Genomic DNA, 14,620 nt, shown 5'->3' with positions numbered 1-14,620 from the left:
CGGCCACGAGGGCCGGTTGATACGCTAACGGGCTGAAATTACAGCTTGGAAGCGTTTTCGGACAGGTATTTAGCTACGCCGTCTGGAGAAGCGCCCATACCTGCTTTGCCTTTTTCCCATTGAGCCGGGCACACTTCGCCGTGCTGCTCGTGGAATTGCAATGCGTCAACGGTACGGATCATTTCGTCGATGTTACGGCCGATTGGCAGGTCGTTAACAACCTGAGCGCGAACCACGCCGTCTTTGTCGATCAGGAAAGAACCACGCAGGGCAACGCCTGCTTCTGGGTGCTCGATGCCGTAAGCTTTCTGAATTTCACGCTTAATGTCAGCAACCATTGCGTATTTCACTTCCCCGATGCCGCCATTTTCGACTGGGGTTTTACGCCATGCGTTGTGGACAAATTCTGAGTCGAATGAAACGCCAACCACTTCAACGCCACGCTTCTGGAACTCTTCATAGCGGTGATCGAAAGCGATCAGCTCAGAAGGACATACGAAGGTGAAGTCCATCGGCCAGAAGAACAGGACGGCCGGTTTGCCGTTCAGGTGCTTCTTGAAGTTGAAGTTTTCAACGATTTCGCCATTGCCGAGTACGGCAGCTGCGGTGAAGTCAGGGGCTTGACGAGTTACCAGGACCATAATTACTCCTGTAATAGGTGTTAAGGGGTTGATGTAAAAACAAGGGCCAGTATAGGGGCCACGACTGGGTGAATAAAGGGTAAAAGACCAATCAATGAGATAGCTTTTACCTATCAAAGTCGTTGATTAAATTTAGCGAGCTTTAAAAATAACCTTTTCCCGTAAAAGGGCAAGGCTTAAAAAGCAATTTCTTGTAAAGCGTCGCATTTTCAATGGGTTTGGTTTTACCTTACAGCTTTTTCTCTTTTGCCTGCTGCATCATCTGGGGGTAAAACTGCCAGAACTGTGTTTCAAGCTGATGATAATTGCGCTCTACGTCGGCGAAAGAGCCCGCCAGCGCCGCCAGGCGTGGACGACGGCTGGCCATGCCCGCCAGCACGTTGCCGATAAACGGCAGTTCGGCGTAGCGCTCCAGCCAGCGTTCCGGCCAGAGATAACCGTTCAAATTCTGAAAGCGCGCCGGCGTCAGTGGCAAATGCGGCACGATCTGGCTGCGGGCTTGCTGGGTAAAGCCGTGCAGGCTGAGGGACGGTTCCAGTTGCTGCCAGTGGCGAGCCAGAAAGTGATCCCATACCACGTCGAGCGTGATTGGCGCTACGCGCCGGTGTTCTGCAGAGAAATAGTCGCGGCAGGCTTTGACCTGCGGCAGGCTGTCGGTCAATACGTCGACGCGGCGGTGCATCATAATGCCGGCCACCACCTCGGGATCGTACTCGCCTGCGGGGTTGCCGCGCACGAAGTCGGCCAACAGATTGCCCAGTAACGAGCTTTCCGCAAGCTGGGCCAAATGGAGATGAGCGAGAAAATTCATCCGGCAACTATACCTGAAGTCATGCAAATCCTCCTTATTTCTTGCCGCTGACCGCCCACAGCTTTAGACTAGGCCGCCTGTTTTTTATGACCAACATACCCGTCGCCTTTCAAGCCGCAGTGTTGTTGGCTGCACTTGCCCACTCCGTTCACTTACTCAAGTAAGCTCCCGGAGATGGGCAAGCTGGCCGCCTAACTGCAACTTGAAATTCATAGGGTATATACAATTGAAGAAGTGAATACCCATGCGCGTCGCCGATTTTTCATTTGAACTTCCCGAGTCCCTGATTGCCCGCTATCCCCAATCTGAGCGTAGCGGTTGCCGCTTGTTGCAGTTGGACGGGCCGAGCGGGGCGCTGACGCACGGCGTATTCACCGATCTGCTGGATAATCTGGAAGCCGGCGATCTGTTGGTGTTCAACAATACCCGGGTGATCCCGGCCCGCATGTTTGGCCGCAAGGTCAGCGGCGGCAAGATTGAAGTTCTGGTCGAGCGCGTGCTGGATGACCATCGTGTGCTGGCGCATGTTCGCGCGTCGAAGGCCCCTAAGCCGGGCGCCGACCTGCTGCTGGGCGACGATGAAAGCATCGCCGCCACCATGGTGGCGCGTCACGATACGCTGTTCGAACTGCGTTTCAACGATGAGCGCGATGTGTTCACTATCCTCAATGCCGTCGGCCACATGCCGCTGCCACCTTATATCGATCGCCCGGACGAAGACGCTGACCGCGAGCTTTATCAGACGGTCTACAGCGAGAAGCCGGGTGCCGTCGCTGCGCCGACCGCCGGGCTGCATTTCGACGAGCCGCTGCTGGCCGCGCTGCGTGAGAAGGGCATCGAGATGGCCTTTGTCACGCTGCATGTGGGCGCCGGCACCTTCCAACCGGTGCGGGTGGAAACCATCGAAGAACACGTCATGCACGCCGAATATGCGGAAGTGCCGCAGGACGTGGTTGACGCAGTATTGGCCTGTAAAGCTCGCGGCAAGCGCGTGGTGGCGGTAGGCACGACCTCGGTGCGTTCCCTGGAAAGCGCCGCCAACGCCAGCAAGGATGCGTTAATTGCCCCGTTCTTCGGCGATACCAGCATCTTTATCTTCCCCGGCTACCATTATCAGGTGGTTGACGCGCTGGTGACCAATTTCCACCTGCCGGAGTCCACGCTGATTATGCTGGTTTCCGCCTTTGCCGGTTATAAAAACACCATGAATGCTTATCAGCAGGCGGTGGCCGAGCAGTACCGATTCTTCAGCTATGGCGATGCGATGTTCATCAGCCGTAACCCGCAGGCGGAGCAAGAGTCCGTCGGCGCCTGATTTTCTGGGCTGCGCATCTGGCGCGGCCCTGTTTTAACGACATCAGACTGTTTCTCTGATGCTGGAGGCTTTGTGAAGTACGAATTAGACACTACCGATGGCCGCGCTCGCCGTGGCCGCCTGATCTTTGACCGTGGCGTGGTGGAAACCCCGGCCTTTATGCCTGTCGGCACCTACGGCACGGTAAAAGGCATGACGCCGGAAGAAGTGAAAGAGACCGGCGCGCAGATCCTGCTGGGCAACACCTTCCACCTGTGGCTGCGCCCAGGCCAGGAAATCATGAAGCTGCATGGCGATCTGCATGATTTCATGCAGTGGCATGGCCCGATCCTCACCGATTCCGGCGGCTTCCAGGTGTTCAGCCTGGGCGCAATGCGCAAGATTAAAGAGGAAGGCGTTCATTTCCGTAACCCGATCAACGGCGACAAGGTGTTCCTCAGCCCGGAAAAATCGATGGAAATCCAGTATGACCTGGGTTCCGACATCGTGATGATTTTCGACGAATGTACGCCGTACCCGGCAGATTGGGACTACGCCAAGCGTTCGATGGAAATGTCACTGCGCTGGGCGCAGCGCAGCCGCCAGCGTTTTGACGAACTGAATAATAAAAATGCGTTATTCGGCATTATTCAGGGCGGTGTTTACGAAGATTTACGTGATGTTTCAGTAAAAGGGCTGGTGGATATCGGTTTTGATGGTTACGCTGTGGGCGGCCTGGCGGTCGGTGAGCCAAAAGAGGATATGCACCGCATTCTTGAACATGTTTGCCCGCAAATTCCGGAAGATAAGCCGCGTTACCTGATGGGCGTCGGCAAGCCGGAAGATCTGGTTGAAGGCGTGCGTCGCGGTATCGATATGTTCGACTGCGTGATGCCAACGCGTAATGCCCGTAACGGCCATCTGTTCGTGACTGACGGTGTGGTAAAAATCCGTAATGCCAAGCACAAGGATGATACTTCTCCGCTGGATAAAGACTGTGATTGCTATACGTGTCGCAATTACAGCCGCGCCTACTTGCATCATCTTGATCGTTGCAACGAAATACTGGGTGCCCGATTGAACACCATTCATAACCTGCGTCACTACCAACGCCTGATGGCGGGTTTACGCGAGGCCATTGAACAGGGTAAATTAGAGCTGTTTGTTGCGGATTTCTACGGTCGGATCGGTAAGCCGATTCCACCTTTAAACGCTTGAATTAATAATTGATAACTTAATGAGGGAATTTCAATGAGCTTTTTCATTTCTGACGCCGTCGCATCCGCAGGGGCTCCGGCTCAGGGAAGCCCGTACTCTCTGATCATTATGCTGGTGGTGTTCGGTCTGATTTTCTATTTCATGATCCTGCGCCCACAGCAGAAACGCGCTAAAGAGCACAAGAAGCTGATGGACTCGATCGGCAAGGGTGATGAAGTGCTGACCACCGGTGGCCTGATTGGCCGCGTGACCAAAGTGGCTGACACCGGCATTATCGCCATTGCGCTGAACGACACCACGGAAGTGATGATCAAGCGTGACTTCGTGGCGGCCGTTCTGCCGAAAGGTACCATGAAGGCCCTGTAATTTTGTTTTCCCGAAGGGAATTGCCGTGCTAAACCGTTATCCTTTGTGGAAGTATCTGATGCTGATCGTGGTGATCTTCATCGGTCTGCTTTACGCGCTTCCCAACATCTATGGTGAGGATCCGGCTGTACAAATCACTGGCGCGCGCGGTGTCGCCGCCAGTGAAACTACACTGGACCAAGTCCGTACCGTATTAGAAAAAGACAAGATTACGAGCAAGTCGATTGCGCTGGAAAATGGCGCCATTCTGGCTCGCTTTAGCAATCCTGATATTCAGCTGCGTGCCCGTGAAGCCCTGATGGCGGAACTGGGTGACAAGTTCGTGGTTGCGCTGAACCTGGCGCCGGCCACACCAGCCTGGTTGGCCATGCTGGGCGCCGAACCGATGAAACTCGGTCTGGACCTGCGCGGTGGCGTGCACTTCCTGATGGAAGTCGACATGGACACTGCCCTGAGCAAGCTGCAGGAACAGACCATGGATACCCTGCGCAGCGAGCTGCGTGAAAAGGGCATTCCTTATGCGTCTATCCGCAAGCTGGACAACAACGGCGTGGAAGTACGTTTCCGTGACGATGCTGCCCGCGATCAGGCCATCAGCTACCTCAGTCCGCGTCAGCGCGATATGGTGTTCTCTGCCAACGGCAGCAACACCCTGAAAGCCAACTTGACGGATGCCCGTCTGAGCGAAGCGCGCGAATACGCGGTACAGCAGAACATCACTATCCTGCGTAACCGCGTTAACCAGCTCGGCGTTGCCGAACCGCTGGTGCAGCGTCAGGGCTCCGACCGCATCGTGGTCGAGCTGCCTGGCATTCAGGATACCGCTCGCGCCAAAGAGATCCTCGGCGCTACCGCTACGCTGGAATTCCGCCTGGTTAACACCAATGCGGACGTCACGGCTGCGGCAAATGGCCGTGTTCCAGGCGACTCAGAAGTGAAAGACACCCGTGAAGGCCAGCCTGTCGTGCTGTACAAGCGTGTGATCCTGACCGGTGACCATATCACCGACTCCACTTCCAGCACCGACGAATATAACCAACCGCAGGTGAACATCTCGCTGGACAGTGCCGGCGGCACTGCGATGTCCAACTTCACCAAGGACAATATCGGCAAGCCGATGGCGACCCTGTTTGTGGAGTACAAGGACAGCGGCAAGAAAGACGCCAATGGCCGTGCGATTCTGGTGAAACAGGAAGAAGTGATCAACGTGGCGAACATTCAGTCACGTCTGGGCAACAGCTTCCGTATTACCGGTATCGGCAACCCGAACGAAGCACGTCAGCTTTCGCTGCTGCTGCGTGCCGGTGCGCTGATTGCGCCAATCCAGATTGTGGAAGAGCGTACAATCGGCCCGACCCTTGGACAACAGAACATCACCCAAGGTCTGGAAGCCTGCTTGTGGGGCTTGGTGGCATCCATCGTGTTTATGGTGGTTTGGTACCGTAAGTTCGGCATGATCGCCACCACGGCGCTGGTCGCCAACCTGGTGCTGATTGTCGGCGTGATGTCCCTGCTGCCGGGGGCGACGCTGACCATGCCGGGGATTGCCGGTATCGTGCTGACGCTGGCGGTGGCGGTCGACGCCAACGTACTGATTAACGAACGTATCAAGGAAGAGCTGAAGAACGGACGTTCCGTTCAGCAGGCGATCCATGAGGGCTATAAAGGCGCGTTCTCCAGTATCGTTGACGCCAACATCACCACCCTGATCACCGCGATCATTCTGTACGCAGTAGGTACCGGTTCGATCAAGGGCTTTGCGATTACCACCGCAATCGGTGTGGCGACGTCCATGTTCACCGCGATTGTCGGTACCCGTGCCATCGTCAACCTGCTTTACGGCGGCAAACGCATTAACAAGCTGTCTATCTGAGGAGTGCGTTGTGGCACAGGATTATACTGTTGAACAACTCAACTACGGCCGTAGAGTCTATGACTTTATGCGCTGGGATTACGTGGCCTTCGGCATCTCGCTGGTGCTGCTGATCGCGTCAATCGCCGTTATGTCGGTACGCGGTTTTAACTGGGGTCTGGATTTCACCGGCGGTACGGTGATTGAAATCAGCCTGGAAAAACCGGCCAACCTCGATCTGATGCGCGATACGCTGGAAAAAGCCGGGTTCCAGGACCCGGTTATTCAGAACTTTGGCAGCAGCCGTGACGTGATGGTGCGTATGCCACCGGCGACCGGTACCGCTGGCCAGGAACTGGGTAACAAAGTGATCGGCGTGATCAACGATTCGGTCGACAAAAACGCTAGCGTAAAACGCATAGAGTTCGTCGGCCCGAGCGTGGGCACCGAACTGGCGCAAAACGGTGGCATGGCGCTGCTGGTGGCGTTGATCAGTATCCTGATCTACGTCGGTTTCCGCTTCGAATGGCGTTTGGCGCTGGGGGCGGTTATCGCGCTGGCGCACGACGTGGTCATCACCTTGGGTGTGCTGTCGCTGTTCCATATCGAGATTGACCTGACCATCGTCGCTTCATTGATGTCGGTTATCGGTTACTCGTTGAACGACAGCATCGTGGTTTCCGACCGTATTCGTGAGAACTTCCGCAAGATCCGCCGCGGGACGCCTTACGAAATCATGAACGTGTCGCTGACCCAGACGCTGAGCCGTACTTTGATGACCTCCGGTACCACCCTGATGGTGGTGCTGATGCTGTACATCTTCGGCGGCGCGATGCTGCACGGCTTCTCTCTGGCTATGTTGATCGGTGTGTCTATCGGTACCGTATCCTCCATCTACGTGGCGTCCGCGCTGGCGTTGAAGCTGGGTATGAAACGTGAACACATGCTGCAGCAGAAAGTGGAGAAAGAGGGCGCAGATCAGCCTTCTCTCTTGCCATAATCTGTCGGTGAGTTGAAATACGATGCCGGTCCGGTTTATCCCGACCGGCATTTTTTTGCCTGAAAATCGCTAATCCAGACTGGTTAGCGTTAGTCGGTTAAGCGCGTTCACCAGTTCTGCCAGGCTACCCGCCTGCATTTTTTCCATCACTCTGGCCCGATGCACTTCGACGGTGCGTACCGCGATAAAGTGATGTGCGGCGATCTGTTTGTTGGTCATTCCTGCGGCTACCGCACGGGCAATATCGCGTTCGCGCGGTGTCAGCGCGCCGAAAAGCTGTTGCCGTTGGCGTTGCTCAACCTGACGTTGCGAATGGATAATGCCGCGCTCCAGTGCTTCAATCAGCGGCGCGGCGGCGATCGGTTTTTGTAGAAAATCGACGGCTCCCAGCTTCATTTCCTCCACGGCCATGGCAATATCGCCGTGACCGGTGACGATCACCACCGCCAGCGTACTGTTTTGCCGCCGCAGCTGTTGATGAACCTGTTGCCCGTCAATCCCCGGCATCCGGATATCCAGCATGACGACGCCGCATTGATAGGGATCGATGCTGTCGATGAATTTTTGACTGTCGTGCCAGGTTTGTACCCGATAATTCAGCCCTTCGAGTAAAAAGCGGCAGGCGTCGGTAACGGCAAAATCATCATCAACCAGATGTATCAGCGCCATGGCTGGGATCCTTTTGAATGACAGGGAAGTGCAGAATCACGCGCAGCCCCTGTCGTTGTGGGGAAGCTAAGTAATTTTCCAGCGTCAGCTCTGCGCCTTGGCCCTTCAACAGCCGCTGGCAGATCACCAACCCTAACCCGAGACCTTCCTGTTTGGTACTGCGGAAGGGCACGAACGGCAGTGCCAGTTGTTCGGCGTTGAGCCCGCCGCCATCGTCTTCAATAAGCAACCGGTGCTGATGTGCGTCGGCTTCGTGGCGCAGCGTGATTTGTCGGGCACCCGCCTGCAGGCTGTTGCTCAACAGATTGGTGAGCACTTGCTCTAATAACGTCGCCTGGCTGTACAGCTGACTCTGCGACGGGATGTTAATGGTTAATCGGCACTGCGGATATTGTTGTTCGATCTGCATCAATTGGATGACGTGTGCCGCCAGCGGGCGCAGTAACAGCCATTGTGCATTTTCGTCATGGGGTGTTTTGCTGGCCCAGCGTCGCAAGTTAACGATACTCTCCGCACCACGCTGTGCCTGCTGGCCAATCTGTTCGAGGATTGGCAGCAGTTCATGTTGGTTGTCGCTGCGCTCCAGACGGATACGACACCCTTCCGCATAGTGGCGGATCGCCGCCAGCGGTTGGTTAAGCTCATGGGCAAAACCGGAGGCCATTTCGCCCAGGGCGCTGAGGCGCTGCGCCCGGGCCAGAGCAGTTTCTCTGGCGCGTAGCGTCTGATGCATTTGTTCGAGTTGGCGCCCGCGGCGGCGTACCAGATAACCTACCCACAGATGATTGGCGCCGAGCAATACCATCACCCCGACAATGCCACTGAGCAGCAGCCAATGCTGCTGTGCCCAAAGGTACAGTTCCTGCCAGAGAGAACGCTGCGTCGGGTGGATATTCAGATCCTGCAGCAGCTGATTAACCTGACGTGATGACGCCGGGGCTCCCCAAACCGGCAAGCCGGGGGTGTTCATCTGCAGCAACTGGCGAGTTAATTCGTCTGCCAACCGGTCCGGCACGTGGTTTAAGGCGGCAAAGGACCAGTTAGGGTACAGTTCGGTGCTGGTCAGGCAGCGCTGGTCGCTTTGCTTCGCCAGCAGTGCGCGATAATCACCGGCACGCAGTAACCCTTCCGCCTGCATTTTTTCCAACAGGCAAACCGGCACAATCACCGCATCCAATGCCCGATCGCGCAATTGATACAGTAGAGCATCCGCCGGGTAACCGCTGAAGTGCAGCTGCAGATCTTTCTCCGGGTTCAGGCCCGCGGAAAGCAGTTCTTTGTAACCCAGCAGGTAGCCGCCAAAAGCATCGGTAGCGACGGCACCAACGTTCTTTCCGGTCAGTTGGCGGGGCGTAGTTATTAGACTGTCGCTGCGCACCAGTATGACGCTGCCGACGACGTTGCTTGAGCCCTGCAGAGGGGGTTGGGCTGAACGCAGTGAAACCAGCCAGCGCAGTGGATAGCGGTTATCCAGTTGAACGTATTGAGCCGGGTTGGTGAGCAGAAAATCGACGCGCTCGCTGCGGACGGCCTCTTTCATACCGCTGAGGCTCACTGGCGACAGTTGGAAATGGTCTGCGGGAAACTGGCGGTTAAGGTGATCGACCAACGGCTGCCATTGGACCAGCGCATGGGCATCGCCACGCAGCGCCAGCACCGCTATCGTCCATTGTTCCGCCCAGGCTGAGCTCAACCAACTGCCCAGCAACAGAAGTAGCGCTGCTCTTTTCACATCATCTCCGCTTTTATGATCCCCATCACCGGTCTGAATTGTCCTGGATCAAGCCGTCGACGGTAATGTGGTAAACCACAATATTGGCGACCGGTTGCCCTTTTTACACTCCCTTGTATCAGTTCCCCGGCAGGTATTTATTGGGAGAAATCAATGGACAGTGGGAAACGTCAGTTTTTACAACGGCTAGGAGCGCTCACCGCCGGCGCTGCGCTGGTGCCGCTGGCGCAGTCAGGTTGGCAGTTACAGCCGGCCCGTCGCGAAGGCAACGGTGAAAAACGCATGGCGATGCTGATTGATTTGCGTCGCTGCATTGGCTGTCAGGCATGCACGGTCAGTTGCGCGGTGGAAAACCAACTGCCTCAGGGGCAATTTCGCACCAGTGTACTGCAATATCAGGTCACCCTGGAGGGTCAGGCATCGACCACCAACGTGCTGTTGCCACGGTTGTGCAATCACTGCGATAACCCGCCCTGCGTGCCGGTTTGCCCGGTACAGGCCACTTTCCAGCGGCAGGACGGCATTGTGGTGATCGATAACACCCGTTGCGTTGGCTGTGCCTATTGCGTACAGGCCTGCCCTTATGAGGCGCGCTTTATCAACCATGAAACTCAAACCGCGGACAAATGCACGTTCTGCGTGCATCGGCTGGATGCCGGACTGCTACCGGCCTGTGTCGAATCCTGTGTCGGGGGCGCACGGATGATTGGCGATCTTAACGATCGTCAGGGAGTGTTGAGGCGCACTTTGGAACAGCACCAGCCTCAGCTCAAGGTACTCAAGCCCGAGCAGGGCACGCATCCGCAGGTTTTCTATCTGGGGCTGGATGAGGCTTTCGTCAGCCATGTCCGGGGGCAACCGGCGTTGTGGCAGGAGGTGCACGCATGATCCGCGAAATCATGGCCCGTCCGCAGGAGATCGCCTGGCTGCCCTGGGCGGTGCAGTATTTCTTCTTCATCGGTTTGGCCTGCGGCAGCGTCGTTATTGCCGTCTGGCTGCGCTGGCGTGAACCCAATAAAACGGTCCGGCTGGAACTGGCCGCCGTCTCGTTGGCAGTCGTGAGCGGCACCGTGGCGCCATTGGCTCTGAGTGCCGATCTGCACCAACCTGCCCGTATCTGGCATTTTTACGCGCACTTTACGCCCTGGTCGTGGATGTCGCTCGGCTCGCTGTTCTTGCCGCTGTTTACCCTGCTAGTGATGGGCTATTTCGCGCTGCTGATGCGTAGCCGGTTGAGAGCGGAAACCTTGCCATTCTGGGCGCGTTGGTTGCAGATATTCCCGGCCTGGCGCGAGGAAAAATGGCTACGTTGGGTGGCGCTGGCCACCTTGCTTTCGGCAGCCAGCATCTTGCTCTACACCGGGCGCGAGGTATCCGTCCTCAGGGCGCAGCCGCTGTGGTACAGCCTGTGGTTGCCCTGGTTGCTGTTGCTTACCGCTGTGCAGGCCGTTCCGCCGCTGTTGGCCTGCTGGTTGCGGTACGAACCGCAATGGCAGCCACGTCTGGCTGGCTATCAGGCAGTGAGTTTGCTGTTGCTGTGCTTCTCTTGCCTTGGCTGGTGGCTGGATGGCAGCACGTCCTCTGCCGCGTTGCATCGCTTGGCAAGTCAAGGCGTGGTTTGGCGTTTGGCCGGCATCGCCGTTGTCGTCTCGATCTTGTTGTTGTTGGCGCTGGCCTGGCGAGTTCGCAGCCAAGCGCTGGGGGCAAAAGGGTTGCTGGGCCAGTGCATGGTCTCGCTGTTGCTCTGCTGGGGTGTGCGTTGGCTGCTGCTGATGCAAACCCAGACGCTGCCTAAGTTCAACGTATTAACCAATCCCTATGTGCTACCGCTCGGCAGCGAAGGGCTGTTGGCGATTCTGGGCACTTTGGGGTTGTGGATAGCGTTAATCATTGGGATCCGTGAATTACAGCATCAGTTGATGGAGAAAAAACATTATGGCTAAGTCAACGCGGCGTCAGTGGTTAAAAGGCGGCCTTGCCTTGGGCGGGTTGACGCTGTTCGGCGCCAGCTACAGCGAGATGGTGCAGAAGGTGTTTACCGGGCTGCGCGACGGCAGCAGCGGTAAATTGACGCTGGACAGGATCAGCGCCAACGCCTTGCCGACCGAAGGGCGTCGACACCCCGATGGCTGGCAGGCCAACCCACAGCAGGCAGTATCGATGACCCAATGTTTTGGCTGCTGGACGCTATGCGGGGTGCGGGTCAGGGTGGATCGCCAGAACCACCAGATCTTGCGGATCGCCGGTAATCCTTACCATCCGCTGTCTCACGATCGTCACTTTCCCTACGCTTTGCCGGTGGCGGACGCGCTCAACCGTCTGGGGGGCGATGAGGGCCTTGAACAACGCTCGACGGCCTGCGCCAGGGGCGCGACCTTGCTGGAGGGATTAACCAGCCCTTACCGCGTGCTGGAGCCGATGAAGCGGGTAGGGCCGCGCGGCGGCGGGCAGTGGCAACGCATCAGCTTTGAACAGCTGATTCAGGAAGTGGTGGAGGGCGGCGATCTGTTTGGCGAAGGGCCGATCGAGGGGCTGCGGGCTATCCGCGATCTCGACACGCCGCTCGATCCGGCTCAGCCTTTGTTGGGCCCCAAGGCCAATCAACTGTTGGTCACCAATGCCGGCGATGAAGGCCGGGACGCGTTCATCAAACGTTTCGCGCAAAACGCCTTCGGGACACGTAACTTCGGTCATCATGGTGCCTATTGTGGATTGGCCTATCGTGCCGGTTCCGGGGCTTTAATGGGCGATTTGGAAACCAATGCCCACGTCAAACCGGACTGGGATAATTTGCGCTTTGGCCTGTTTCTCGGCACTTCACCGGCGCAGTCCGGCAACCCGTTCAAGCGCCAGGGGCGCCAATTGGCCAATGCCCGCATGCGCGACGAGTTTCGTTACGTGGTCGTGGCTCCGGCATTGCCGTTGACCACGACCCTGGCCAACGATCACAACCGTTGGGTGCCGGTGTTGCCCGGTACAGACTCTGCGTTGGTCATGGGGATGATCCGCTGGATTATCGAACAGGAACGTTATAACGCAGACTACCTGGCGTTGCCAGGCGAGGTGGCAATGCAGGCCGCCGGTGAAAAAAGCTGGACCAATGCCACGCACCTGGTAGTCACCGATGAAGATCACCCCTTGTGCGGACAGTTTTTGCGTCAGGCACATCTGGACGGCAGCACACCAGGAGAGTCAGAGAGTTCGCCTTTGGTATGGGATGAGCAGCGCGGTCAGCCGGTAGCGGCCAACCTGGCGCTGCAGGGGGCGTTGCGGGTGGATCAGCCATTACAGTTGGCCGACGGTTCGCAGGTTCGGGTGTGTTCGAGCTTCCTGTGTCTGCAACAGGCGGCTGAGCGCTTTACGCTGGCTGAATACAGCGCGCGCTGCGGCGTCAGTGCCGAGACCATTGCCGCACTGGCCAAAGAGTTTACCTCTTACCAACGGCAAGCGGCGGTGATTGCTCACGGCGGCATGATGAGTGGCAACGGCTTTTATAACAGTTGGGCGGTGATGATGCTCAACGCGCTGATCGGCAACCTGAACCTTAAGGGCGGTGTTTCGGTAGGCGGCGGCAAATTCAAAGAGTTTGCCGACGGGCCACGCTATAACCTCAAGACGTTTCCCGGCATGGTGAAACCGAAAGGATTGGTGCTATCACGCAGCAAGCAGGCGTATGAACAATCCGACGAATATCGCCGCAAGCTCGAGCAAGGGGAAAAACCTTACCCGGCGCGCGGGCCTTGGTACCCGTTCGTGGCGGGCCAGTTCACCGAACAGTTGGCACCGGCGCTGATGGGATATCCCTACCCGCTAAAAGCCTGGATCAGCCATATGGGCAACCCGCTGTATGGCGTGGCCGGTCTGCGTGAGGTGGTTGAGCGTCGGCTGAAGGACCCGCGGCAGCTACCGCTGTTTATTGCGATCGATGCTTTTATTAACGAAACCAGTGCGCTGGCGGACTATATCGTCCCGGATACGCATAACTTCGAGAGTTGGGGCTTTACCGCCCCCTGGTCCGGTGTGATGGTGCGGGCGAGCACTGCACGTTGGCCGGTGGTGCCGTCACGTACGGCGAAAACGGCCGATGGGCAGCCGGTGGCGCTGGAGAGCTTTGTCATTGCGCTGTCTAAAGCAATGGGTTTACCGGGCTTTGGCGACGGCGCATTGCAGGATCTACAGGGTAACCGCTTCGGGCTGCACAATGCCGAAGATTATTATCTGCGGGCGGCGGCCAACGTGGCCTTTGCCGGTGAACCGCTGCCCGAGGCGACGGAAAGCGAGCTGCGATTGACCGGGGTCGATCGCCTGCAACCGGCGCTGGATAGCGTGTTGAAAGCGGATGAGCGACTGCGTGTGGGCTATCTGCTGGCGCGCGGTGGGCGTTTTGCGCCTTATGAGCAGGCCTGGCGTGGCGATGAAACCGGCCCGCAGTGGAAAAAGGGATTGAATATCTGGAATGAAGAGGTGGCCCGCCACCGCCATGCGATGACGGGAGAACGCTATAGCGGCTGTCCGACCTATTACCCGCCGCGTTTTGCCGACGGCTCTGATGTCGGGGAGCACTATCCGCCAGAGGCATGGCCATTCCGTTTGATGTCGTTCAAATCGCATCTGATGAGCAGCTCTACGGCACCGATCGATCGCTTGCGTGCGGTGAAACCGGTCAATCTGGTGGCGCTGAATCCGGCCGATGCGCGACGCTATACGCTGCGGCATGGCGATCGGGTCAGGTTGCAGACCCCGGGGGGCAGCGTCGAAGCCCAGATCAGCCTGCTGGATGGTGTGATGCCTGGCGTAATTGCTATTGAGCATGGTTATGGCCATCGTGAGATGGGTGCGCGGACACACACACTGGATGGTCAACCGTTGGCCGCGGATGCACGCATTGCCGCCGGCATTAATCTCAACGACCTCGGTTTGCCCGATCCGACCCGCGAAATCAGCAATAGCTGGCTGGATTGGGTCAGCGGCGCGGCGGTGCGCCAGGGGTTGCCGGCAAGGCTGCAGCGGTTGAGCTAAGCGGTAGGCCCACGCTCG

The 14,620-nt window shown here is 57.4% G+C and carries 12 protein-coding genes; 8 read left to right on the top strand and 4 right to left on the bottom strand.

Features of this window, described 5'->3' with window-relative positions; translation table 11 throughout:
• Positions 1-38: 38 nt before the first annotated feature.
• Both ACMGG1_RS19275 and ACMGG1_RS19270 read right to left on the bottom strand, forming a co-directional pair.
• On the bottom strand, positions 39-641 hold the full coding sequence (locus ACMGG1_RS19275) for a peroxiredoxin C (protein WP_020825459.1): 603 nt from the start codon (positions 639-641) through the stop codon (positions 39-41).
• A 229-nt stretch (positions 642-870) separates the two neighbouring features.
• Complete coding sequence (locus ACMGG1_RS19270; protein ID WP_020825460.1) at positions 871-1,452, bottom strand: ACP phosphodiesterase; 582 nt, start codon at positions 1,450-1,452, stop codon at positions 871-873.
• A gap of 244 nt (positions 1,453-1,696) precedes the next feature.
• Between ACMGG1_RS19270 and queA the strand changes: the two genes are divergently transcribed.
• From queA to secF, 5 genes are all read left to right on the top strand, one after another.
• Positions 1,697-2,767 (top strand): tRNA preQ1(34) S-adenosylmethionine ribosyltransferase-isomerase QueA, encoded by a 1,071-nt coding sequence (gene queA, locus ACMGG1_RS19265; protein WP_115059873.1) that lies wholly within the window; start codon positions 1,697-1,699, stop codon positions 2,765-2,767.
• 72 nt (positions 2,768-2,839) lie between these two features.
• Entirely contained in the window at positions 2,840-3,964 is a 1,125-nt protein-coding gene (gene tgt / locus ACMGG1_RS19260) for a tRNA guanosine(34) transglycosylase Tgt (protein WP_020825462.1), read from the top strand.
• Between the two features lie 33 nt (positions 3,965-3,997).
• Positions 3,998-4,330, top strand: coding sequence for a preprotein translocase subunit YajC (yajC, locus tag ACMGG1_RS19255; RefSeq protein WP_004949246.1), 333 nt, complete (start codon positions 3,998-4,000; stop codon positions 4,328-4,330).
• A gap of 25 nt (positions 4,331-4,355) precedes the next feature.
• Positions 4,356-6,203, top strand: a complete 1,848-nt coding sequence (secD, locus tag ACMGG1_RS19250; RefSeq protein ID WP_071844576.1) for a protein translocase subunit SecD — start codon at positions 4,356-4,358, stop codon at positions 6,201-6,203.
• A 10-nt stretch (positions 6,204-6,213) separates the two neighbouring features.
• A complete protein-coding gene (gene secF, locus ACMGG1_RS19245; protein WP_020825464.1) occupies positions 6,214-7,182 on the top strand; it encodes a protein translocase subunit SecF in 969 nt (322 codons plus the stop codon).
• Positions 7,183-7,251: 69 nt separating this feature from the next.
• Here the strand turns inward: secF and ttrR are convergent, their stop codons facing one another.
• Both ttrR and ttrS read right to left on the bottom strand, forming a co-directional pair.
• Positions 7,252-7,851 (bottom strand): tetrathionate respiration response regulator TtrR, encoded by a 600-nt coding sequence (ttrR, locus tag ACMGG1_RS19240; protein WP_414160940.1) that lies wholly within the window; start codon positions 7,849-7,851, stop codon positions 7,252-7,254.
• Positions 7,829-9,583 carry a tetrathionate respiration histidine kinase TtrS gene (gene ttrS / locus ACMGG1_RS19235; protein ID WP_414160939.1) on the bottom strand — a complete coding sequence of 585 codons (1,755 nt, stop codon included), beginning with the start codon at positions 9,581-9,583 and terminating at the stop codon, positions 7,829-7,831. Before ttrS ends, ttrR begins: the two co-directional genes overlap by 23 nt.
• 153 nt (positions 9,584-9,736) lie before the next feature.
• Between ttrS and ttrB the strand changes: the two genes are divergently transcribed.
• Genes ttrB through ttrA form a run of 3 tightly spaced genes read left to right on the top strand, consistent with a single transcriptional unit; the run spans position 9,737 to position 14,602 of the window.
• Entirely contained in the window at positions 9,737-10,471 is a 735-nt protein-coding gene (gene ttrB / locus ACMGG1_RS19230; RefSeq protein WP_129982662.1) for a tetrathionate reductase subunit TtrB, read from the top strand.
• Positions 10,468-11,526 carry a tetrathionate reductase subunit TtrC gene (gene ttrC / locus ACMGG1_RS19225; protein ID WP_414160938.1) on the top strand — a complete coding sequence of 353 codons (1,059 nt, stop codon included), beginning with the start codon at positions 10,468-10,470 and terminating at the stop codon, positions 11,524-11,526. Before ttrB ends, ttrC begins: the two co-directional genes overlap by 4 nt.
• On the top strand, positions 11,519-14,602 hold the full coding sequence (gene ttrA, locus ACMGG1_RS19220) for a tetrathionate reductase subunit TtrA (RefSeq protein WP_414160937.1): 3,084 nt from the start codon (positions 11,519-11,521) through the stop codon (positions 14,600-14,602). The genes ttrC and ttrA overlap by 8 nt, the downstream gene beginning before the upstream one ends.
• The last annotated feature ends 18 nt before the right edge of the window (positions 14,603-14,620 follow it).

It is taken from the genome of Serratia sp. BNK-12 (genome assembly GCF_047456085.1).
Lineage (GTDB): Bacteria > Pseudomonadota > Gammaproteobacteria > Enterobacterales > Enterobacteriaceae > Serratia > Serratia liquefaciens.
Note: the sequence above shows the minus strand (reverse complement) of the source record. Positions and strands in the feature narration are given on the sequence as shown.

Coding starts and splice junctions, on each gene's coding strand:
- ACMGG1_RS19270 (WP_020825460.1), bottom strand. CDS start 1,452: ATGAATTTTCTCGCTCATCTCCATTTGGCCCAGCTTGCGGAAAGCTCG.
- ttrR (WP_414160940.1), bottom strand. CDS start 7,851: ATGGCGCTGATACATCTGGTTGATGATGATTTTGCCGTTACCGACGCC.
- ttrC (WP_414160938.1), top strand. CDS start 10,468: ATGATCCGCGAAATCATGGCCCGTCCGCAGGAGATCGCCTGGCTGCCC.
- ttrA (WP_414160937.1), top strand. CDS start 11,519: ATGGCTAAGTCAACGCGGCGTCAGTGGTTAAAAGGCGGCCTTGCCTTG.
- ttrB (WP_129982662.1), top strand. CDS start 9,737: ATGGACAGTGGGAAACGTCAGTTTTTACAACGGCTAGGAGCGCTCACC.
- ACMGG1_RS19275 (WP_020825459.1), bottom strand. CDS start 641: ATGGTCCTGGTAACTCGTCAAGCCCCTGACTTCACCGCAGCTGCCGTA.
- queA (WP_115059873.1), top strand. CDS start 1,697: ATGCGCGTCGCCGATTTTTCATTTGAACTTCCCGAGTCCCTGATTGCC.
- yajC (WP_004949246.1), top strand. CDS start 3,998: ATGAGCTTTTTCATTTCTGACGCCGTCGCATCCGCAGGGGCTCCGGCT.